Annotated in this window: 20 protein-coding genes, 1 tRNA gene and 1 pseudogene; 13 read left to right on the forward strand and 9 right to left on the reverse strand. The window is 62.4% G+C overall.

The features are described 5' to 3' along the window. Positions 1–45: 45 nt before the first annotated feature. Positions 46–120, reverse strand: a tRNA-Gly gene (locus tag ABIE49_RS21285). A gap of 458 nt (positions 121–578) precedes the next feature. Here ABIE49_RS21285 and trxA point away from each other — a divergent pair. After that, positions 579–1502 (forward strand): thioredoxin, encoded by a 924-nt coding sequence (gene trxA / locus ABIE49_RS21290; RefSeq protein WP_192739452.1) that lies wholly within the window; start codon positions 579–581, stop codon positions 1500–1502. Positions 1503–1591: 89 nt separating this feature from the next. Beyond that, positions 1592–2269 (forward strand): LON peptidase substrate-binding domain-containing protein, encoded by a 678-nt coding sequence (locus ABIE49_RS21295; protein ID WP_192739453.1) that lies wholly within the window; start codon positions 1592–1594, stop codon positions 2267–2269. An 11-nt stretch (positions 2270–2280) separates the two neighbouring features. Here ABIE49_RS21295 and ABIE49_RS21300 read toward each other — a convergent pair whose 3' ends face one another. The 4 genes and pseudogenes from ABIE49_RS21300 to ABIE49_RS21315 form a co-directional block, all read right to left on the reverse strand. Next, the gene (locus tag ABIE49_RS21300; RefSeq protein ID WP_192739454.1) at positions 2281–4779 is read right to left on the reverse strand and encodes a bifunctional diguanylate cyclase/phosphodiesterase; all 2499 of its coding nucleotides are present in this window, start codon (positions 4777–4779) and stop codon (positions 2281–2283) included. Positions 4780–5142: 363 nt separating this feature from the next. After that, positions 5143–5390, reverse strand: a pseudogene (locus ABIE49_RS21305) (enoyl-CoA hydratase); the annotation flags it as partial. 192 nt (positions 5391–5582) lie between these two features. After that, a protein-coding gene (locus tag ABIE49_RS21310; RefSeq protein WP_354066912.1) for an IS5 family transposase occupies positions 5583–6340 on the reverse strand; the annotation gives its coding sequence in 2 pieces (ribosomal slippage) (positions 5583–5998 and positions 5998–6340; 759 coding nt in all). 76 nt (positions 6341–6416) lie between these two features. Then, positions 6417–6767: a hypothetical protein gene (locus ABIE49_RS21315; protein WP_192740623.1), complete on the reverse strand. Its 351-nt coding sequence runs from the start codon at positions 6765–6767 to the stop codon at positions 6417–6419. A gap of 94 nt (positions 6768–6861) precedes the next feature. Between ABIE49_RS21315 and ABIE49_RS21320 the strand changes: the two genes are divergently transcribed. Then, the gene (locus ABIE49_RS21320) at positions 6862–7401 is read left to right on the forward strand and encodes a TetR/AcrR family transcriptional regulator (RefSeq protein ID WP_192740624.1); all 540 of its coding nucleotides are present in this window, start codon (positions 6862–6864) and stop codon (positions 7399–7401) included. A gap of 43 nt (positions 7402–7444) precedes the next feature. Beyond that, positions 7445–7639, forward strand: coding sequence for a Trm112 family protein (locus ABIE49_RS21325; protein WP_192740625.1), 195 nt, complete (start codon positions 7445–7447; stop codon positions 7637–7639). Between the two features lie 107 nt (positions 7640–7746). On the opposite strand, the gene ABIE49_RS21330 is transcribed toward ABIE49_RS21325, so the two are convergent. Then, a complete protein-coding gene (locus ABIE49_RS21330; RefSeq protein ID WP_192740626.1) occupies positions 7747–8967 on the reverse strand; it encodes a ubiquinone biosynthesis hydroxylase in 1221 nt (406 codons plus the stop codon). Positions 8968–9182: 215 nt separating this feature from the next. Here ABIE49_RS21330 and tesB point away from each other — a divergent pair, with 215 nt between their 5' ends. Then, entirely contained in the window at positions 9183–10046 is an 864-nt protein-coding gene (tesB, locus tag ABIE49_RS21335; RefSeq protein WP_192740627.1) for an acyl-CoA thioesterase II, read from the forward strand. A 20-nt stretch (positions 10047–10066) separates the two neighbouring features. On the opposite strand, the gene ABIE49_RS21340 is transcribed toward tesB, so the two are convergent. Both ABIE49_RS21340 and ABIE49_RS21345 read right to left on the reverse strand, forming a co-directional pair. Further along, positions 10067–10981: a DUF4339 domain-containing protein gene (locus ABIE49_RS21340; protein ID WP_192740628.1), complete on the reverse strand. Its 915-nt coding sequence runs from the start codon at positions 10979–10981 to the stop codon at positions 10067–10069. A gap of 73 nt (positions 10982–11054) precedes the next feature. Continuing rightward, positions 11055–11249, reverse strand: coding sequence for a hypothetical protein (locus tag ABIE49_RS21345; protein WP_192740629.1), 195 nt, complete (start codon positions 11247–11249; stop codon positions 11055–11057). 43 nt (positions 11250–11292) lie between these two features. Between ABIE49_RS21345 and ABIE49_RS21350 the strand changes: the two genes are divergently transcribed. The 5 genes from ABIE49_RS21350 to ABIE49_RS21370 all read left to right on the forward strand — a co-directional run bounded on the left by ABIE49_RS21350 (position 11293) and on the right by ABIE49_RS21370 (position 16181). After that, on the forward strand, positions 11293–11631 hold the full coding sequence (locus ABIE49_RS21350; protein ID WP_192740630.1) for a P-II family nitrogen regulator: 339 nt from the start codon (positions 11293–11295) through the stop codon (positions 11629–11631). A gap of 145 nt (positions 11632–11776) precedes the next feature. After that, a complete protein-coding gene (locus tag ABIE49_RS21355) occupies positions 11777–13030 on the forward strand; it encodes an ammonium transporter (RefSeq protein WP_354067565.1) in 1254 nt (417 codons plus the stop codon). A gap of 305 nt (positions 13031–13335) precedes the next feature. Then, positions 13336–13674 carry a P-II family nitrogen regulator gene (locus tag ABIE49_RS21360; protein ID WP_008142813.1) on the forward strand — a complete coding sequence of 113 codons (339 nt, stop codon included), beginning with the start codon at positions 13336–13338 and terminating at the stop codon, positions 13672–13674. A 36-nt stretch (positions 13675–13710) separates the two neighbouring features. Then, positions 13711–15171, forward strand: a complete 1461-nt coding sequence (locus ABIE49_RS21365) for an ammonium transporter (protein ID WP_192740632.1) — start codon at positions 13711–13713, stop codon at positions 15169–15171. Between the two features lie 197 nt (positions 15172–15368). Further along, positions 15369–16181 (forward strand): DUF3658 domain-containing protein, encoded by an 813-nt coding sequence (locus tag ABIE49_RS21370; RefSeq protein ID WP_192740633.1) that lies wholly within the window; start codon positions 15369–15371, stop codon positions 16179–16181. A 45-nt stretch (positions 16182–16226) separates the two neighbouring features. Here the strand turns inward: ABIE49_RS21370 and ABIE49_RS21375 are convergent, their stop codons facing one another. After that, complete coding sequence (locus ABIE49_RS21375) at positions 16227–16712, reverse strand: DUF4240 domain-containing protein (protein ID WP_192740634.1); 486 nt, start codon at positions 16710–16712, stop codon at positions 16227–16229. A 155-nt stretch (positions 16713–16867) separates the two neighbouring features. Between ABIE49_RS21375 and ABIE49_RS21380 the strand changes: the two genes are divergently transcribed. From ABIE49_RS21380 to ABIE49_RS21390, 3 genes are all read left to right on the forward strand, one after another. Beyond that, a complete protein-coding gene (locus ABIE49_RS21380) occupies positions 16868–17275 on the forward strand; it encodes a GFA family protein (protein WP_192740635.1) in 408 nt (135 codons plus the stop codon). Between the two features lie 912 nt (positions 17276–18187). After that, entirely contained in the window at positions 18188–19414 is a 1227-nt protein-coding gene (locus tag ABIE49_RS21385) for an aminotransferase class I/II-fold pyridoxal phosphate-dependent enzyme (RefSeq protein ID WP_192740636.1), read from the forward strand. A gap of 12 nt (positions 19415–19426) precedes the next feature. Beyond that, the gene (locus ABIE49_RS21390) at positions 19427–21883 is read left to right on the forward strand and encodes a DNA translocase FtsK (protein ID WP_192740637.1); all 2457 of its coding nucleotides are present in this window, start codon (positions 19427–19429) and stop codon (positions 21881–21883) included. Positions 21884–21924: the final 41 nt, after the last annotated feature.

The following is a 21924-nucleotide window of genomic DNA, read 5'->3' on the forward strand; positions in this document are numbered from 1 at the left end:
ACGGCGGCTTGTCGTTCAATCATTGCTTTGGCATGCGAGAAATCTTGGAGCGGGCGAAGGGGCTCGAACCCTCGACCCCGACCTTGGCAAGGTCGTGCTCTACCACTGAGCTACACCCGCATCCGAGATGTCGGCGATCGCTCGCCGGCAACGGCAGAGCTATGCCAAATGCAGGCCGTGAATGCAACAGTGCGAACGCGGCCGAAGCCACCGGGATAGCCCGATTTTCTTAATTTATTGGCGAGAATCGGTCCGAAACGGCGCCCAAACCGCGGTAATCGGTTCCCCGATCTCCCCAGCGCGAATTCCCTGGTCAAATTGTCGGGAATCCCGGCGATTCGGACTTCCGCCCGGATCCCCCCGATCCGCCCTCCCGGTAAATTCGTCGCGCCGGCTGGACACGTGATGGGCAGGCCGCCCATCGTTCGGGGCGGCACGCCGCGGCCGGGGCCGATTGAATTTTGTGACCAAGCCGCCATCTAGCGGATGAGAACTTCGCGCCCTTCCGTGCTAGAAGGGCGCCATTCTCTGGGACAGCTTTCGAGACCAATTCTCAAGACATCAGGCGAGGATACATCGTGACGATAATTGAGCAGGGCGGCGGCCCCGCGCCGCAGGCCGTACCCGATCTGATCAAGGACACCACCACCCAGACCTTCGTGAAGGACGTCATCGAGGAATCGAAGCGCCAGCCGGTGCTGATCGACTTCTGGGCGGAGTGGTGCGGTCCGTGCCGTCAGTTGACGCCGATCATCGAAAAGGCCGTCCGCGCCGCCAAGGGCAAGGTCAAGCTGGTCAAGATGAACATCGACCAGCATCCGCAGATCCCCGGCCAGATGGGAATCCAGTCGATCCCGGCCGTGATCGCCTTCGTCAACGGCCAGCCCGCCGATGGCTTCATGGGCGCGGTGCCAGAGAGCCAGGTCACCGCCTTCATCGACAAGCTCACCAAGGGCATGGCCGCACCGGGCGAACCGAATATTGCCGAAATTCTGCAGGAGGCCGAGGCCGTGCTGGCCGAAGGCGATGCGGCTGCCGCGGCGCAGATCTATGCCGAGGTGCTGTCGATCGATTCCACCAATATCGCCGCGTTGGCCGGTCTCGCGAAATGCTACGTGACGACAGGTGCCATCGAGCAGGCCAAGCAGACCATCGCGATGGTGCCGGAATCCAAACGCAATGACGCCGCCGTCAAGGCCGTGCAGGTCTCGATCGATCTCGCCGAACAGGCGCAATCGGTCGGCCCGGTCACCGAGCTGGAACAGAAAGTCGCCGCAAATCCGCTCGATCATCAAGCCCGATTCGATCTGGCAACCGCGCTCAACGCCCAGGGCAACCGTGCCGAAGCGACCAACCAGCTGCTCGAAATCGTCAAGCGGGACCGCAAGTGGAACGAGGATGGCGCGCGCAAGCAGCTGGTGCAGTTCTTCGAAGCGTGGGGCGGCGCCGACGAAGCGACCGTGGATGGACGCAGGCGGCTGTCGACGATCCTGTTCTCGTGAGTTGCGTATTCCGCAACCGTGGACACCGGTTTTGGATTAAGAATACGCACAAGACATAGACCTCTCATGCAGTAGAGCCGGGGCCGCAGATGCCGATCAATGCCGAATACCGCGGACCCGGCGAGCTTCCCGAAATCATTCCGGTGTTTCCGCTGCCGGGTGCACTGCTGCTGCCGCGCGGCCAGATGCCGCTCAACATCTTCGAGCCGCGCTACCTTGCGATGGTCGACGACGCGCTGCGCGACGGCCACCGCCTGATCGGGATGATCCAGCCGGATATTTCCCACAGCAAGGACGAGACCCGGCCGATGCTGTTCAAGGTCGGCTGCGTCGGCCGCATCACCCAGCTCGCCGAATCCGGCGACGGCCGCTACATCCTCGAACTCACCGGCGTCTCGCGCTTTCGGGTGGTCGAAGAGCTGACGGTGCTGACCGCGTACCGGCAATGCAAGGTGGATTTCTTTCCCTTCGTTGACGACTTCACCGCGCGCAAGGGCGAAGCGGCCGTCGACCGCGAGGCGCTGCTCGAGGTGCTGACCGATTTTCTCAACGCCAACAATCTGAAAGTGGATTGGGAAGGCATCGAGAGCGCGCCCAACGAGGCGCTGGTCAATGCGCTGGCGATGATGTCGCCGTATGGCCCCGCCGAAAAACAGGCGATGCTGGAAGCGCCCGATTTGAAGACGCGCGCGGAAATCCTGATCGCGGTGACCGAGATGGACCTCGCCAAGAAGCGCACCAGCGGCGGCGATACGGGACTGCAGTAAACCCGCGCCGGCTACGCCGCGTTCGCCGCTGCCTTGGCCCGCGAGCGCACCATTTTCGCAACTTCGGCGCTCGTTACCGGCGGACTGAAATAATAGCCCTGCGATTCGACGCATGCCTCTCCGCGGAGGATGTCCCATTGCTCCTGGGTTTCCACGCCTTCGGCCGTGGTGGTCTTGCCGAGGCTTACGGCAAATCGAACCACCGCACGCGCGATGACGCGGGACTCTTCCTGTGGGCTGGTCAGCTCGCTGACGAAGCTGCGGTCGATCTTGATCTTGTCGAACGAGAACTTTTGCAAGAAGCTCAGCGATGAGTAGCCCGTGCCGAAATCATCCAGGGCAACTCGCACGCCCAGTTCGTGCAGCTGACCGAGCGCAGCGAACACGGCTTCGCTGTCGTGCATGATGGCCGTTTCGGTCACCTCGAGCTCAAGTCTTGGTGGCGCAATTCCCGAACTCGCCAGGGCGCTGACAATGACCCGAACCAGATCCTTGCTTCTGAATTGAGCCGGAGACAGATTTATCGCGATCTTGAGATGGGCCGGCCATTTTGCCGCCTCCGCGCACGCCGTCCGCAGCACCCACTCTCCGATCGGCACGATCAAGCCGGTTTCTTCCGCAAGCGGGATAAAGTCGCCGGGCATCACCCAACCGCGCTGGGGATGATGCCAACGCAGCAAGGCCTCAAAGCCGCCGATCTTGCCGCTCTTGAAATTGACGATCGGCTGGTAGCGCAGTTCGAACTCGTCATTGGCAAGCGCGCTGCGCATATCCCGTTCGAGGTTGCGGCGGGCATGCATGAGTTCGTCGAGTTCCGGCTCGAAGAAGCGGAAGGAGCCGCGCCCGCCGTTCTTGGCGGAGTATAATGCTAGGTCCGCTTTCTTGAGAATCTCATCGGAGTCGGTTCCGTCGCGTGGCGCGACGGCAATGCCGATGCTGGTTCCGACGGTGACCCGGTGATCGCCGAGATCGAAAGGCTCGCAAAGCGCGGCCTTGATGCGTTCGGCGAGCGACACGGCTTCCACCAGCGGATTTTCCACGCACTCAATGACGGCGAACTCGTCGCCGCCCAGTCGCGCGACCATCGCCGTTTCCCTGACACACCCCAGCAGCCGCGCGGCGACGGCTTGCAACAGCGCATCTCCCGTGGGGTGCCCCAGCGTGTCGTTGACCTCCTTGAAGCGGTCAAGATCGAGCATGAGCACCGCGAGGTCGGCGCCACCCCGGCGCGTGATGGAAAGGGCGAGCTCCAATCGCTTCCTCAGCAGGACGCGATTTGGCAGGTCGGTCAGCGCGTCATGATGGGCCATATGCGTGATCTTGGCCTCGGACCTGCGCTGCTCGGTGACGTCCTGGTGCGTCGCCACCCAGCCGCCGCCGGGCATCGGTTGCCTCGTCACGCAGATCAATCGACCATCGGCGAGCTCGTCGACACGGCTTGCCGGAACGTTGGATGGCAGCGCATTCAGGGCCGACATCACCTTTGCGGCGCTGTCATTGGTGCCGGCCTTGAGGATGCCGTTGCTGATGCGATGCTCGATGATTTCCCGGTGTGACGTACCCGCCCGCAACAGTTCCGGCGGCAGCTGATACATTTTGGCGTAACGATCGTTGCAGACGACAAGCCGTTTCTCCGCATCGAACATGCAGAGGCCCTCGCCCATGTTATTGATCGCCGAATCCAGCCTGAGCTTCTGCTCCTGCAGTTCCCTTTGCGAGCCTTCGACCTGTTGCCGCGCGAGCGAGAGCTGATCGATGATTTCCTCGAATTTGCGCGTCCGGTTGGCGAGGCGGCGATCCGCCAGCACGCCGACCAGGCTCATCCCGAGCACCGACAGAGCCACGCCCGCAATCGCCACGGCGAGAAAGGCGGGTGAAAGTGACATCTCGTCAGGTGTCCGCGTCGGATCGGGGACAATCTCTACCGCGCCCATTGCCGTGAAATGATGCGAGACAATTGCGAGCGTCAGGAAAACCGCCGCGACAAATGTTCCCCACAAATCCTTGTAGCGGACCGCGAACGCGAGCGCCGCGTAACCGAACGCCATGCCGACAATGATCGAGGCGAACACGAGATCGAGCGACCAGGTGACCCGGCCCGGGACTTCAAGCGCCCACATGCCGAGATAGTGCATGCTGGCAATGCCGGCGCCGATGATTCCGCCGCCGATGGGTGCGCGCCACCGGCCGGGCGCATTGGCGGAGAAGCCGAACCCGCCGGAAGTCAGTATCATTGCCACGGCGAGCGACAGTGCCGTCAAGGCCACGCCGTATCCGGTCGCAACGCCGGGCTCGTAGGCGAGCATCGCGATGAAGTGCGTCGCCCAGATCCCGTACCCGATCGCGGCGCCCGCAATTGCAATCCAGATCAGCCGCGTCCTCGATTGCGACGAGATCGCGCGATGAAAGATATGGATGGCGACGACGCTTGCAACGAAGCAAACGAGGCCGGCGAGGAGAACAAATCGCCAGTCGTGTTCGACCGTAAGGCAGCTAAGAACGCGGAACATGTCATTCGGCCATGGTTGTACCTCACCATGGTTACCCGCGCTGGCTATTCGACTCCTTAATTTTCTTGCAGCTTCCGAGGGCGTAGTTATCCGCACGTAAAGAGTGAATGTACAATGGTTGAATACATCAGGGATTCTACGGAAGATCTCGATCTATCTGCCCGTTAGTGGGCATTTGATTGATTGAATCGCGCGATCCGGAACCGCGCGCGGAACTACTTTTGTGCTGAGCGAAAGCGGGACTAGCGAGGAAGCGCTGCCGTAGTAGTACGGAACTTTTCCGTGGTGATACGGGGTTGCTGCAGCGTTGGCGTTAATGCGTTCGCTGCGACAGTTCCTATTCACGGGTTGCTCCAACTCGGCACCGCCGAGCGCAATGCCGTGAACGGCCGCGATCACGGGACGGGTAGCTCGCGCCATAGCCAGACGATGTGTTGCACGAAATTCGCGACACCGTGCGTGCGCCGGTCAAGCCCGGCGAACGGCAACAGAGCGCCGCCGTTTGCCACCGCGGCCATTCTTTCGACGTTGAGCCCGGCACAGAATGCGCGGCCCTCGCCGGACACATCGGCAACACCATTTTCGATGGTGACCTTGACCCGATCATCCATGGGCCTGCTCCTTGCTCCTTGCTCCTACCCAGAACATGGGCATCTCCGTTTCCACGGCGGTGCAGGAAGGTGCCTAAAGCGTTTTCCAGCGAAGTGGGCACCGGTTCGCGTCAGGAAAACGCGTCAAAGCAAGAATCTAGAGCCCCGTTCCGATTCCAGCGGAACGGAAAAGGCTCTAGGGCCGATCGACATTCATTGCCCCCAAATCATTGCTGCGGCGAGGTGGATGAAGCCGGCAAAGTGGGAAGATCGTCTGTCGTAGCGTGTGGCCAAGCGCCGGAAGTGCTTGAGGCGACAGAAGCAGCGCTCGATGCGATTGCGCTGTTTGTAGGCCATGGTGTCGTGCGGGATGATGATCCTGCGGGTTCGGTTGGACGGGATGACCGCTGTTGCGCCCATATCAGCGATGATCGCGCGCATGGCGTTGCTGTCATAGGCTTTGTCGGCGAGCACGGCATCGCCGTTCTGACCGTGAAGTAAGGCAGGCGCCTGGGTGACGTCGCCAGTCTGGCCGGCCGTAATGACGAAGCGGAGCGGGCGACCGAGCGCGTCGGCCAGCATGTGGATCTTCGTCGTCAGTCCACCTCGGGAGCGCCCCAGCGCCTGATCTTTGGCCCCCCTTTTCCGCTCGCTGCCTGCTGATGGGCACGAACGATGGTGCTGTCGATCATCAGATACTGATTGTCACGGTCCGCCGTCAGGGCTGTGAACACACGTTCCCAGACGCCCGCATGGCACCAGCGGCTGAACCGCCGGTGCACCGATTTCCACTTGCCGTACCGCTCCGGCAGGTCGCACCAATGCGCCCCAGAGCGCAGAACCCACAAACATCCGTTCACGAACAGACGGTTATCCGCGGCCGTCCGGCCAGGGTCGCCACCCTTGCCCGGCAGCAGTGGTGAAATCTTTACCCACTGCGCCTCGTTCAGCTCGTATCTTCTCGTCGCCATCATCCGCTCCGTGCAAATCACGGAACCCTATGAATCAGCGATTACACCTCTTGGGAATCCTGAATGTCGATCGGCCCTAGTATCCCGCCACCGCCAGTGCGACCACGGCGGTGAGCGCCTTCCATCCAAAACCGCGTCCGCGCGACCACCACGCATTCGCCGCGGCGGCAAAGGCGTAGATCGCGATCACGGTAATGACGATCCAGTGCCGTGCGCTCTCGGAGCCTAGGGACGGAGCTGCGATCAGCAGCACGGCGCCGCCGATCCACGCCACGGTGCCGGCCTGCCACACCAGCCGGATCAGGGTCCGCAGGCTCTCGGGCTGGATGCTCGCTTTGGCGAACACCTTGGTTTCCCCGAGCACGCCGTGGATCAGTGACACCGCTATTCCGGCGACGCCGGCGCATTGCAGAATGATATCGCGCATCGGATAAAGCTCCATACAGTTATGTATGGTTATGACTTGGCGCTTGGCGACTGTCAATACAGTAGTGTATGGAAGGATGTCGCAGGACGGGAACATGGGCGATCAACTCTCGGGGCAGGATTGGGTCGACCGGGGCCTGAAGACGCTGGCGAAAAGCGGTTTCACGGCGCTAAAGGCGGAACCGCTGGCCAAGGCGATGGGGGTGTCGCGCGGCAGCTTTTATTGGCATTTCGCGGATATTTCCGCGTTCCATGCCGAGATCCTCAAGCAATGGCGCGAAATCGCCGCCGAACAGATCATCGCCGGGGTCGAGGCCGCATCAAAGGACGGGAATCCGCTCGAGGTGCTGCTGCGCCGGGTGTTCGGCGCAAGACTGGCGCTGGAAAACGCGGTCCGCACCTGGGCCAGCGTCGATCCCGCGGCGCGGGCGGCGGTGCAGGCGATCGACCGCCGCAGGCTCGGCTATGTCGAGAGCCTGTTGACGCAGTCCGGATTGTCCGCGGAGGTGGCCCGCGCCCGCGCGCAAATCCTCTATTGGGCGTTTCTCGGTTTTGCCCTGTCGGACCAGCCGCTGCCGAAAGCGCAGCAACAGGCCATGCTCGACGAAATGCTGCGGATAGCCACCTCGCGATGACAAGTTTGGTGTGCTAAGGGACCGGCCAAGCTGGAGATCACAAATGAATTCGACCGAACGCCTCGACAGCACCGTCGATCCGAAATTGCTGGAAATCCTGGTGTGCCCGATCACCAAGGGCCCGCTGGAGTTCGACGCCTCCCGCCAGGAACTGATCTCCCGCTCCGCCAAACTCGCCTACCCGATCCGCGACGGCATCCCGATCATGCTGCCGGAAGAGGCCAGGAAGATCGATTAGGGTGTACTGAGCGTAGCCCGGATGGAGCGCAGCGCAATCCGGGACGGTCTTGAGCGTGATAGGCTTTCCCGGATTTCGCTACGCTCCATCCGGGCGACGACCCGAAACTACAACGCCTCGCCCTTCAGCAGCCGCGGCACTTCACCTGACAATCCCGCGGCCTGGCGGATGAACAGGCTTTTCAGCGGCGGCGCGCGATCGACCAGGCCCAATCCGATGTCGCGCACGGTGCGCAGCAGCGTCGATTCGTTCGAGAACAGGAAGTTCAGCGAGTTGGTCGCAACTCCCATCGCCATGGTGTCGAAGCGGCGCCAGCGCTGGTAGCGTTCGAGCACGTCGGCCTGGCCGAGATCCATGCCGAGCCGCGCCGCATCGACCACGACTTCGGCGAGCGCTGCGACATCCTTCAGTCCCATGTTGAGACCCTGCCCCGCGATGGGATGGATCACATGCGCGGCGTCGCCGATCAGCGCCAGGCGTTCGGCGATGAAGGAGCGCGCGACGAAATAGCCGAGCGGGAATGCGCGCGGCTTGTCGAGTACCTTGACCTCGCCGAGATGCAAACCAAAACGCTGCTCGAGCTCGCCGTGAAATTCGTCCTCGTCGAGCGCGGTGATGCGCGCGGCTTCGGTGCGGTTCTCGGTCCACACCAGCGACGAACGCTTTCCGGTCAAGGGAAGGATTGCGAACGGTCCCGCGGGCAGAAAATGTTCTTCGGCGCGGCCGTGATGATCGCGCTCATGACCGACGGTGACGACGATGCCGGATTGATCATAGTCCCAGCCATGGGTGGCGATCCCGGCGCGCTCGCGCAGTCTTGAGCGCGCGCCGTCGGCGGCGACCAGCAGGCTGGCTTCGATGATCGTGCCATCCGCGAGCGTCACGTCGATGCCGTCAGGGCGTGAATCGAACGAGGCAACCGCGGTCGCGCGCAGCTCGATGCCCTCGGCCTCGGTGCGCGCCACCAGCGCATCGATCAGATAGCGGTTCTCGACCATATGCGCGAAGGGCTCGCCGGGCTCGACATTGCCGGCGAACGTCAAAAACACCGGACGGGTGGCGTCCTCAAGCTTGGAATCGGTGACGACCATGTCGAGAATCGGCTGCGCGGTGGGCGCGATCTGGCCCCAGACGCCGAGCGCCTCGAACAGCCGCCGGCAGGCGGCGACGATCGCGGTGGCGCGCGGATCGCGGCTCGGCTTTGAGGCCAGCGCCGGATCGGCCACGATGACGGGAATATCGCGGCCCAGGCCCTGACGCAGCGCCAGCGCCAGCGCCAGCCCCGCAAAGGCGCCGCCGCAGATGACAATACTTCGCTGTGCCGGCATGCAATCCTTAACCCGGTTACGCCCTCAGACGACCCTTGCTACCTGATATTAGCTGGGTGAAACAGAGGTGAGAAACAAGGGCTTTATCCCGTCATTCCGGGGCGATGCGCAGCATCGAACCTCAGATGTGCTATCGCACATCGGGGAATCCAAGGATTCCGGGTTCACGCGAAGACGCGCGCCCCGGAATGACCCAAGCAACCGAAAGTGCCGCCATGTCCGCAAGCGTGACCGACCTGATTTCGATCCTCGACATCGAACCGATCGAGGTGAATTTGTTTCGCGGCAACAGCCCGAAAACCGCGTGGCAGCGGGTGTTCGGCGGCCAGGTGATCGGACAGGCGATGGTGGCGGCGTGCCGCACCGTCGAAGGCCGGCTGCCGCATTCGCTGCATTGCTATTTCATCCTGCCGGGTGATCCGCAGGTCCCGATCATCTACCAGGTCGAGCGCTTACGCGACGGCAAGAGCTATTCGACCCGCCGCGTCACCGCCATTCAACATGGCAACGCGATCTTCTCGATCATGGTCTCGTTCCATGCCGAGGAGGAAGGCGCCTTCAACCACCAGGACAAGATGCCGGACGTGCCGCCGCCGGAAAAACTCTCCGCCGAGGAAGTCGCCAAGCAGCCGGTGTTCAAGGAGATGCCGGAGTTCATCCGGCGCTATTACGAGATGGACCGGCCGATCGAGTTGCGCCCGGTCGAACTCGGCCGCTATTTCGGCGAGAAGATCGACGACGGCCGCATCAATGTCTGGATCCGTACCGCGGCAAAACTCCCCGACGATCCGGCACTACACATGTGCGCACTGGCCTATGCGTCGGATTTCTCGCTGCTCGATGCTGTGATGGCGCGCTACGGCCGCACGCTGTTCGACAGCAACGTGATGCCGGCCAGCCTCGATCACGCGATGTGGTTTCACCGGCCGTTCCGCGCCGACGAATGGCTGCTTTACGCGCAGGATTCACCCAGCGCACAGGGCGGCCGCGGGTTGGCCCGCGGCCTGATCTTCAAGCCCGACGGCACGCTGGTGGCGTCGGTGGCCCAGGAAGGCTCGATCCGCCAGCGTCGGGCATAGCGTTTTCGAGCGATCACGCCTTACCCGTTCGGCTGCGCGCCTCGCTCGGCCAACACCGTCTGCGACGCCAGCCACTGCCACATCCATCGATACACCCATGGAATCGGGATGATGAAGATCGAGGCAATTCCGGCCACGATCGCGCGCCACAGGAATTCCAGCCCGGTGCCGATGAACAGGACTTCACGCTGCGTGCCCTGGATATTGCGACAAGCCCAACGCATCATCGCTGTATAAACCCACGCCCAGCCGATGATGGTGAAGATGGCGAGCACCCCGAGGATCGAGTATCCCAGATAGGCCCAGATCGAACCTGTGAAGCTGAGCCCGAGCGGCTGCCCGTTGGACGCTAGGTTCGCGATGAACCATTTCAGGAAAAGCCAGTAGAGAACAAACTGGACGAGGTTCGCCAGATTGCTGAGCACGTCACTGCCCAGGAGGGCTACCGCGATGAGAAGCACGATCGCCCCGAAATACCAGGGCACGAGGGTCATCGCATTGCCAGTGAAGCTGAGATTCGGCCGGCCCGGCACCTTGATGCACGGCACAAGCCAGTTGAGGTACCAGACCAGGACCCACGGCGCCGGGATCACCAACACCATTCCGATAATCATCAAGAGGCTGCGCCAGACAAACTCCAGGATGCCGAAATCGATCGACAGAGGACCGCCGCCGTAACCGGCTCCGCCCGCATAACCGCCAGCGCCGCTGCTCATCGGCGGCGGGCCGCCCGGTTGAGCAACCGGCGGCGTGGCGCCGCCCGCCGGCATCAGGCCGGGAATTTCGCCCGCGCGCTGCCAGCCGGACATTCCCTCGGACCAGACCAGCGTGTCGGCCCTGACCGTGCCCCGTGTAATGAGATCGCGCAGCTGGGCTTCCGGAAAGGGCCCCTGTTGCTGGCCATTCGCTGCATAAAACCACGATCGGTTCGACATTTTTAATCCCTTTGGTCGTGGAAACGGGGGAAGCCGGCGGGGCGGCTGGCGAAAAACCCATTCTGTCGGAGGATCATATTCCCTGTACAGTGACCGAGGTCACCGGCTGCAAATGTTTTCCCCTTAAACCTGCAAGTTTTTTGTGCCATTTGCATAGAAAGATGCCAGATTTGGATTTTGGCAGCGAGCCGCCGGGCGGCCAGCCCGCCGAACCCGCCGAAAGAACGTCAGAAAGATCGTCAAAAACACCCTCTAAAAGACCGTCCAAGAAACTTCCAAGAGTGCATCCCAAGAGACATGAAGGCCTGACCATGAAACTCGTCGTCGCGATCATCAAACCATTCAAGCTTGACGAGGTGCGCCAGGCGCTGACGGCCATCGGCGTGCACGGCATGACCGTCACCGAGGTCAAGGGGTACGGCCGCCAGAAAGGCCACACCGAAATCTATCGCGGCGCCGAATATGTCGTGAACTTCCTGCCCAAGCTGCGCATCGAAATCGCGGTCGCCTCCGACGTCGCGGACAAGGCGGTCGAGGTCATCACCGCGCATGCGCGCACCGGCCAGATCGGCGACGGCAAGATCTTCGTGACGCCGATCGATCACGCCCTTCGCATTCGCACCGGGGAGACCGACAGCGACGCGCTCTAAAGTTTTCATTTCAGTTCAACGCGCGCGGGCAACGACGCCTGACGCGCGAACAAAAAACGACAACAGAACGACAACAGGCCGGGGAAATTCCATGGGGGCACTCTCGATTCGTGCAGCGAAGATCGCTGCGCTCAGCATTCTTGCGATGAACGTCTGGCCGGCGACGCCGGCCCTTGCGCAGACATCGACCATCAACGCCGCCGACACCGCGTGGATGATCGTCGCCACCGCGCTCGTCCTGATGATGACGATACCCGGCCTGGCGCTGTTCTATTCCGGCATGGTGCGCAAGAAGAACGTGCTGGCGACGATGGCGCAGAGCCTCGCTGCAGTCGCGATCATCTCGATCCTCTGGGTGTGTTTCGGCTATTCGCTGGCGTTCGTCGGCGAAGGTCCCTGGATCGGCACGCTGGACCGCTGGTTCCTCATCGGCGTCACCATGGACAGTGTCCACCCGGCGGCGAAGACGATTCCGGAAATACTGTTCGTGCTGTACCAGATGACGTTTGCGATCATCACGGTGGCGCTGGTGGCGGGCGCGGTGGCCGACCGGATGCGGTTCTCGGCCTATCTGCTGTTCTCGATCGGCTGGTTCATGTTCGTCTATGTGCCGCTGGCGCATTGGGTGTGGGGCGGCGGCTTCCTCGCCACCATGGGCGTGCTGGATTTTGCCGGCGGCCTCGTCGTGCATCTGTCCGCCGGCATCGGCGGTCTGGTTGCCGCCAAGGTGATGGGACAGCGTCACGGCTATGGCAGCGACAATCTTTCCCCGTTCGACCTGTCGCTCGCCGTCATCGGCACCGGATTGCTGTGGGTCGGCTGGTTCGGCTTCAACGGCGGCTCGGCGCTGGCGGCGAATTCGCGCGCCGTGATGGCCATCACCGCAACGCATCTGGCTGCCTGCGCCGGCGCGCTGACCTGGGGTGCGATCGAATGGGCGACGCGGCGCAAACCCTCCGTGCTCGGCATGATCTCCGGCGCGATCGCCGGCCTCGGCACGATCACGCCGGCCTCCGGCTACGTCGCACCGTGGCACGGCATCGTCATCGGCGTGGTGGCGGGTCTGGTTTGCTTCTGGGCCTGCACCTGGCTCAAGCACCGTTTCAAGTATGACGATTCGCTCGACGTGTTCGGCGTCCATGGCATCGGCGGCATGACCGGCACCCTGCTCGCCGGCGTGTTTGCAACGTCAGCCATCGGCGGCAGCGCCGGCCTGATCGAAAGCAACCCGCAGCAGGTGGTGACCCAGCTCTACGGCATCGGCGTCACCCTGGTGTGGTCGGGCGGCGTCACCTTTGTGCTGCTCAAGCTGGTGAGCGCGTTCGTGCCGCTGCGGGTGTCGCTGCAGCAGGAGCTCGAAGGCCTGGATATTTCGCAGCATGGCGAGGCGCTTCAGTAGAACTACCCATCTGGATACCGCCTTCCTGCCCTCGCACTGGGCAGGATTATGTCCGGAGTCTGGCGTGCCCGCGCCTTGACCAGACATGCCTATTTTTTAAGCGCGACGGAATAGCGCAGTTTGGTTCCCCTCTCTGAAACCCCGAAAAGCCCCGGATTCATAAACCGTTAGGGAAATCCGCCGTTCTGGCACGGCATTTGATTCTAAGGGTCATGGCTGTGCCCGCGAAGTGAACTTCTCCGCGTGGTGAACCTCAGTCGAGAACGCCCGGTCTGTCTGAACCGGGCCTAGCGGGGATAGGACCCATGAAAATTGTTATGGCGATCATCAAGCCATTCAAACTCGAAGAAGTCCGGGACGCCCTGACCGCCATTGGCGTTCACGGTCTCACGGTGACGGAAGTCAAAGGCTATGGTCGGCAGAAAGGCCACACGGAAATCTATCGCGGCGCTGAATACGCGGTGAGCTTCCTGCCCAAGATCAAGATCGAGGTCGCTGTGGCCTCGGACCAGGTCGACAAGACCATCGACGCCATCACCTCGGCAGCAAAAACCGGACAAATCGGCGACGGCAAGATCTTCGTCATCAACCTCGACCATGCGGTTCGCATCCGCACCGGTGAGGCGGATGCCGCGGCACTCTGATCTCGCGCTCAACCCAGACACTCAGGAGTACAACAAATGACGTTCAAACGTCCCTATAGCGCGGGACTGACGGCCCTGGCCGTCGGCATGTTCGCCGCAACCTCCGCTTACGCGGAAGCCACTGTCAACAAGGGCGACAACGCCTGGATGCTCACGTCGACAGTGCTGGTGCTGTTGATGACGATCCCCGGCCTTGCACTGTTCTATGGTGGCCTGGTCCGCTCCAAGAACATGCTCTCGGTCCTGATGCAGGTCTTCTACACCGTCTGCATCGTCACCCTGATCTGGGCGGTCTACGGCTACAGCCTCGCCTTCACCGGCGGATCGGACTTCATCGGCGGCTTCTCCAAGGCGTTCCTGAAGATCGCGCCGGAAGGCAAGACGATCCTCGACGCTCAGGCGGCGACCTTCTCCGCCGACGTCAACATCACCGAGCTGATCTATATCTGCTTCCAGATGACCTTCGCGTGCATCACCCCCGCACTGATCGTCGGCGCCTTCGCCGAACGCATGAAGTTCTCGGCTGTCGCGCTGTTCGTGCCGCTCTGGGTAACCCTGATCTATCTGCCGATCGCGCACATGGTTTGGTACTGGGCTGGACCGGACGCGATCTCTGCCGCGCTCAAGACCTTCGAAGCCGCGACGGACAAGGCCGCTGCGCAGGCCGCCTTCGATGCGGCGAAGACCGCGTTCGGGGATGACCAGGGCTGGATCTTCAAGAAGGGTGCGATCGACTTCGCGGGCGGCACCGTGGTGCACATCAACGCCGGCATCGCCGGTCTCGTTGGTGCGCTCCTGATCGGCAAGCGCGTCGGTTACGGCAAGGAGCTGATGGCTCCGCACTCGCTGACCATGACCATGATCGGCGCTTCGCTGCTCTGGGTCGGCTGGTTCGGCTTCAATGCCGGATCGAACTTAGAGGCCTCCGGCGGCGCCGCGCTCGCCATGACCAACTCCTTCGTTGCAACCGCAGCGGCGGCGATGGCCTGGATGTTCGCGGAATGGATCGTCAAGGGTCACCCCTCGGTGCTCGGCGCGTTGTCGGGTGCGGTGGCGGGCCTCGTGGCGGTTACGCCTGCGGCCGGCTACTCCGGTCCGATGGGCGCGATCGTGCTCGGTCTCGTGGTCGGAATCGTCTGCCTGTTCTTCTGCACCGTGGTGAAGAATGCGCTCGGCTATGACGACTCGCTCGACGTGTTCGGCGTCCACTGCGTCGGCGGCATCGTCGGCGCGCTCGGCACCGGCATCCTGGTGAACCCGGCGCTCGGCGGTACCGGCGTCATGGATTACACCATCGGCAAAATCGCGGAATACGACTTCGCAGCTCAGATGGTCTCGCAGCTCTGGGGCGTCTGCACCACGCTGGTGTGGTCGGGCATCGGTTCAGCGATCCTGTTCAAGGTCGTCGATGTCATCGTCGGCCTGCGCGTCAACGTCGAGACCGAACGTGAAGGCCTCGATGTCACCGAGCACACCGAGCGCGCTTACAATATGTGAGTTCTCCCGGGGTGCGATCCCAAGGGGTCGCACCCACAACTCCGGTTCGGGCACATACCCGGCAATGCCCTGACCGTTGAGGGGCTCCAGCGCAAGTTGGAGCCCCTTTCTTTTTGTTGCTATCTGAAAATTGAATCGAACTTGAGTGGACGCTCAACTCGGACCATGGCATCGGAAGCCTCCACCGAGGACTCTCGATGACGCACGGCCTACTCCACGTCGTTTTCACGCCTTCCGGCGCCAAGAGCCTGAGAACGGCGTTGGAAGATGCCGGCCGCGACGATCAGGTCATATCCTCGTTCGACTGCCTCAGCTTCGGGCCAATAAATCCTCTCGAATTGCCGTTGCGATCGAAATGGGTTGAGGATGAACTTGGCTGGACGGGATGGAACAGAATCGCTCCCGAAACAGAGGCGTTCTGGCGCGAGGCGCTTTCCCCTGGCCGCCGAAAGGTCGCCTGGCTGTCGCGGCGATCGGCCATGGAATATGCCGGCTTTCTCGAGTTGCTGTGGCGAATGCACGACGCACCGTGCGAAGTAGTCGACCTGAGCGAAGTCAGAATAGCCTGCCCACCGGAGAATGGCTTATCTCGACCGCCCGCCTTGCCCATGAGTCTCGGCTTGATCAACGCGAACACGATACGCCAAGAGAAGCTTTGGGATTTGGCCGAACCTTTGCCGGCGACCGAACGGCAGCGATATCGGGATCTCTGGCAGCGGCTTCGCTTCGAAAACGCGCCGCTGCGTGTGATCGAAGGTGGCGAGCTTGTATCGGCGCCAATCTCCTTCTTCGACGAGCGGTTGATCTCTTACGCAACGAACGACTGGCAAAAGGTAGCGATGATCGTCGGAGAGATTTTGGCTGCAGAGATGGACGATGAAGTCCTTCAGGTCGGAGATATCGTCCTGGCGGCACGCATCGATGCCATGGCTGCGAGCGGTCAGCTGGAAATTCAGGGCAAATCTGCTCTTGAAATGCAGAGTCTCGTGAGACTGCCGAGAACACCATAGGCAAACTGCAGCGAAAGCCCCGCAGCGCTTACGTTGCTCGAACTGTCAGCCGAACTTCGCACTGAGTTTCGGAAACAGGTCGTAGACCTCGTCTTCCTGCCACTCGGTTCCGGATGGCTGAGCCGGCGCACTCCGCTGCGGTGGATTGCCGGCAACCGCTTCGACGCCGTCGGTGACGGCGTATTGATAGCCTTCGTAGAACCAGTCCAGTTCATCAAAACCGTCGTCCGCCAGCGAGTCCGGATCCGACAGCGCGCGCTTGAATGCCTGACGTCCCCTGGAAATCAACGCAGCGCGAAAATCGGAGAAGGTATCGTCGCTGCAGCCGCCATTGATGACGTAAGCTGCGCCCCACAGCGGCCAGCAATAAGCCTTGTCCATCATCGCATCGAAGTGCTGCGCAAATTCAAGCGCCTCGTCCTTCGGCAGCGCTGCGATTTGCTGGCGCAGCGCATCACATTTTTGATCCATGTCGCCGCCCGAATTATCGTGCGCGCGCTGCACGATCTTCCAAAAACCGTCCTCGTCCATCACATGCTCCTGCCAGTGGGATCGCCTTTGGCGTCGTGCACAAACTAATCCGGGAATGGCAGAAATCACGATGGAACAGAAACCAGGGCTAAAAATGCATTGCCAAATCCTGCACGCGGCGCAGAATTGACCGCAACGATAACGGGGAGGACGTCATGAAACTCGAAGGCGGATGCTATTGCGGCAAGGTGCGCTATCAGGCCGAGGGCGACCCGATGATGAAGGCGCAGTGCCATTGCCGCGAATGCCAGTATATTACCGGCGGCTCGACCAACATGTTCCTGGTGATGCCGATCGCGGGTTTCAAGTACACCAAGGAGACTCCCAAGCAGTTCAAGCGCACCGATCTGGAACGCGCGGTGACGCGGGAATTCTGCGCCGAATGCGGCACCCATGTCGTGACGCGGCCACCGGGATTGCCCGGTGTCGTCGTCAAGGTCGGCACGCTCGACGACCCCTCGCTGTTCGACGGCCCGCAGATCGCGATCTACACCGTCGACAAGCAGCCCTATCACCACGTCCCCGAAGGCATGCCGAGTTTCGAGCGGTTGCCGCAGCGGTAGATCAACAATCGTCATTGCGAGCGGAGCGAAGCAATCCATATTGCTCCAAGCCGTGGCATGGATTGCTTCGCTTGCGCTCGCAATGACGGAGGCTGCGACAAAACAACCCGACGGGCAAATCAGTTCTGAGTTTCAGAAATCGTGTCAAGTAGAAAATTTCCGTAAATCAAAAATATTTCTGTAGTCGGCCGACCCAAATCAGTGCGCATCTATCGCCATCCCGCCCTGGTCAGAAGGGCGTCGGCCGTCGTCACGGACGTTGGGCGGGTTGCGGTGGACGCTTGTTCACGTCTGACGACGGCGTGGATTAAGCGTACGGCAAAACCGTGTGGTCCTGGCGCCCGTTGCCGGCGTCAAGCTGTCGGAGAAGCGTGAGCGGAAACGATAGCGACGGAGTCAACCCAGAACTCGTCTCCGGGGAGATCACGGCATAAGCCGTAAAGCCATTGCGCAGGGAAGGCCGGGTGTTCTCCGCTGCCCTGTATGCTCGTGTGCAGCCATTTCTGTGCTAACCGCACACGGGACCGCGGGTGCAGCGCGCACCCGGTCTTCCCTGCGCCCTCTTGATGAGAGGGCGGGAAGTTTCTGGCAAAGCTCGGGCGTAATGCGTCGCGAGATCGCGGCCACACATTCAGCTGTCATCACCCGCGAAAGCGGGTGATCCAGTATTCCAGAGGCGCCAATGATTGAACCGATAAGCCGCGGCGTACTGGGTCACCCGCTTTCGCGGGTGACGACATCGGTGGGTGGGGCCCGAACCGCCGCCCTGACCGCCCCCAAAATCACGCCAAATTCCACGCTGGCGCCGATGGTTAATCGCGTCTTAACCTCGCCGTATCTATGGTGGTTTGATCCGCTGCCGGTCGCTCCGTCCGTCCCCCGACCGCAATTGAAAGTGTTGGCGTTTTAGACATGGCAATGACCGCCTCTTCCGGCGTGGCGCAGGGCGCCGGCAGTGTCCCCGCTGCCGGTCAGGCCGAGCGTTCGCCGTTTCTGCGGACCGCCGAGCTTCTGGCTCCCTATCAACCCGGTAAGCCATTGATCGCGCTGTCGTTAGGCGAACCGCAGCATCCTGTCCCGACCTTCGTCGGGCCGGTCCTCGCCCAGCACATCGCCGATTTCGGCCGCTATCCGATCGCCAAGGGCATCGAGCCATTCCGCCGGGCGGTATCGAACTGGCTATCGGCCCGGTTCCAACTGCCCCGGGCAATGGATCCCGAGAGTGAAATTCTGGTGCTGAACGGCAGCCGCGAGGGCCTGTTCTTTGCCGCGATCACGGCCGCGCGCTATGTCGGCCCGCGCAAGGGCAGGCCGGCGATCCTGATGCCGAACCCGTTCTATCCGGCCTATGGCGCCGGCGCGCGCGCCGCCAATTGCGAACCGATCTACCTGCCGACCACGCTCGCCAACGGCTTCCTGCCGGATCTCGATGCGCTCGATGAGGCGACGCTGGCGCGCACGGTTGCGATGTTCATCGCCTCGCCGGCCAATCCGCAAGGGTCGGTCGCCTCGCGCGACTACTTCACCCGTCTGGTGCAACTCGCCGATCGCTACGGCTTCATGATCCTGAGCGACGAGTGCTATTCGGAAATCTACACCAAAGTGGCGCCGGGCAGCGTGCTCGAATGCGCAGGATCTGATTTCAGCAACGTCGTGGCGTTTCAATCGCTGTCGAAGCGATCGAACCTGCCGGGCATGCGCGTCGGCTTTGCGGCCGGCGACAAGAAATTTCTCAGCGTGTTTCACGAACTGCGCAATGTCGCCGCCCCGCAGGTGCCGGTGCCACTGCAGCACGTCGCGGTCGCCGCCTATAGCGACGAGGCGCATGTCGAGGAAAACCGCCGGCTCTATCGCATCAAGTTCGATCTCGCCGATCAGATCCTCGGCAATCGCTACGGCTACGTCAGACCCGCCGGCGGCTTCTGCGTCTGGCTCGATGTGTCGGACCGCGGCGGCGACGAGGCTGCGACGGTGCAGCTCTATCGCGATGCCGGCGTGCGCGTGATCCCCGGAACCTATCTGTCGCGTCCGCAAAACGACGGCAGCAATCCCGGCGCCGGCTATATCCGCCTGGCGCTGGTATCGGACAGTGAATCAACGGCCGAGGCGTTGCACCGCCTGGTCGAAACTTTGGCTTAATCGCAGGGCCCCATGAGCATGCCAGCGATCGAACGTGTCATTCCCCTGGTCGGCCATCTGCCGGCCTCGATCCGCGACGCGCTGGCGCGGCGCCTGCGGGAGGTCGCAGGCCTGTGCCTGATCGCAATCTCCGGCGTCGCTGCCGCGGCGCTGATGACGTGGTCGGTGCAGGATCCGAGTTTGAGCCACGCGACCTCGCGTGCGATCCGCAACGTTCTCGGCTATCCCGGCGCGATCGGCGCCGATCTGTTGATGCAGATTCTCGGGCTCGGCGCGATCATGCTGATCCTGCCCGTCGCGGTGTGGGGTTGGCGCATGCTGACCCATCGCACCTTCGACCGCGAAGCGTTGCGCCTGGCCTGCTGGATCCTCTGCACCATCATTGCGGCAGGCTTTGCCAGCTGCTGGCCGAACGGCGGCGCATGGCCGCTGCCGACCGGGCTTGGCGGCGTTGTCGGCGATGCCCTGGTGCGTGCGCCGGCCGTAATCTTCGGGCCCGCCGGTTTCATCTACCGCCTGGTGCTCGGCATCATCCTGTTTGCGGCGATGTGCGCCACCTTCCTGTTTGCGAGCGGCTGGGGTTCGCGTCCGCGCGACGATGAAGAGCTGACACCGATCGAGGACGACGACGCGCCGTTCGAGGAAGAGCGCGATCGCAGTTCGGTCTCGCTCGGCTGGGTCTATCATGCCCTGATGAGCGCCAAGGCCCGGCTCGGCTGGCTGATGTCCACGGCTTACCGTTCGCTGGTCGCAAGCGCGCCGCAGCCCCGCACCGCCTCGTTCGAGCGGCAGGAGCCCAGTCTCGGCGGCCGCCCGGCACCATCGATTGCCCCGCAGGCCGAGGAAGATTACGGCCACGAGGAAGAGGAAGAAGACGAGGAAGAGGAAGAGGAAGCCCCCGTCGCCCGCGCCCCGCGCAAGAAGGCGGCGCCAAAGGCATCGCCGCGGAAATCCGACAAGTTCGAACTGCCCGCGGTCTCGATGCTCACGGCACCAAAAGCCTCCGATCGCCAGCCGCTCAGCAAGAGCGAACTGGAAGCCAATTCGCGCGCGCTGGAAGGCGTGCTCGGCGACTTCGGCGTCCGCGGCGAGATCGTCAAGGCCAATCCCGGTCCGGTCGTGACGCTGTACGAACTCGAGCCGGCGCCCGGCATCAAATCCTCGCGCGTCATCGGCCTCGCCGACGACATCGCCCGCTCGATGAGCGCGCTGTCGGCACGCGTCGCCGTGGTGGCCGGCCGCAACGCCATCGGCATCGAATTGCCGAACGCGCACCGCGAGAAAGTCTATTTGCGCGAGCTGCTGTCGCTGAAGGACGAGTCGCACGCCAAATTGCCGCTCTGCCTCGGCAAGAATATCGGCGGCGAATCCATCATCATCGACCTGGCGCGCACGCCGCATATGCTGATCGCCGGCACCACCGGCTCCGGCAAATCGGTCGCCATCAACACCATGATCCTCAGCCTGGTCTACCGGCTGCGGCCGGATCAGTGCCGGCTGATCATGGTCGATCCCAAGATGCTCGAACTCTCCGTCTATGACGGCATCCCGCATCTGCTGACGCCCGTCGTGACCGATCCGAAGAAGGCCGTGGTCGCGCTGAAATGGGCGGTGCGCGAGATGGAAGAGCGCTACAAGAAGATGTCCAAGCTCGGCGTCCGCAACATCGACGGCTACAACCAGCGTCTCGTCGAAGCCAAGGGCAAGGGCGAGGAGCTGACGCGCACGGTGCACACCGGCTTCGACAAGGAAACCGGCAAGGCGATCTACGAGGACGAAAAGCTCGACCTCGAACCGCTGCCCTACATCGTCATCATCGTCGACGAAATGGCCGACCTGATGATGGTGGCCGGCAAGGACATCGAAGGCGCGGTGCAGCGGCTGGCGCAGATGGCGCGCGCCGCGGGCCTGCACGTGATCCTCGCCACGCAGCGTCCGTCGGTCGACGTCATCACCGGCACCATCAAGGCGAACTTCCCGACCCGCATCGCCTTCCAGGTCACGTCGAAAATCGACAGCCGCACCATTCTCGGCGAAATGGGCGCCGAGCAACTGCTCGGCCAGGGCGACATGCTCTATATGGCCGGCGGCGGCCGCATCAGCCGCGTGCACGGCCCGTTCGCCTCCGACGAGGAAGTCGAGAAGGTGGTGCGCCATCTCAAGACGCAGGGCCAGCCTGAATATCTCGAAGCCGTTACGGCGGAAGAGCCTGCCGAGGGCGAGGACGGCGCGGTGTTCGATTCCACCGGCATGGGCGGCGACGGCGGCGGCGACCTGTTCCAGCAGGCGGTTGCGATCGTCAAACGCGACCGCAAGGCCTCGACATCCTACATTCAACGCCGGCTGCAAATAGGCTACAACCGCGCGGCGTCATTGATGGAGCGGATGGAACTCGAAGGCATCGTCGGCCAAGCCAACCACGCCGGCAAACGCGAAATTCTGGTCGAGGAAGAAGAGAGCGGTTTCTAGAGCGATTTCAAGCGATTGGGCCCACTAACGAACTGAATTTG

Origin of the sequence: Bradyrhizobium sp. OAE829, assembly GCF_040546575.1 — a bacterium.
GTDB lineage: Bacteria > Pseudomonadota > Alphaproteobacteria > Rhizobiales > Xanthobacteraceae > Bradyrhizobium.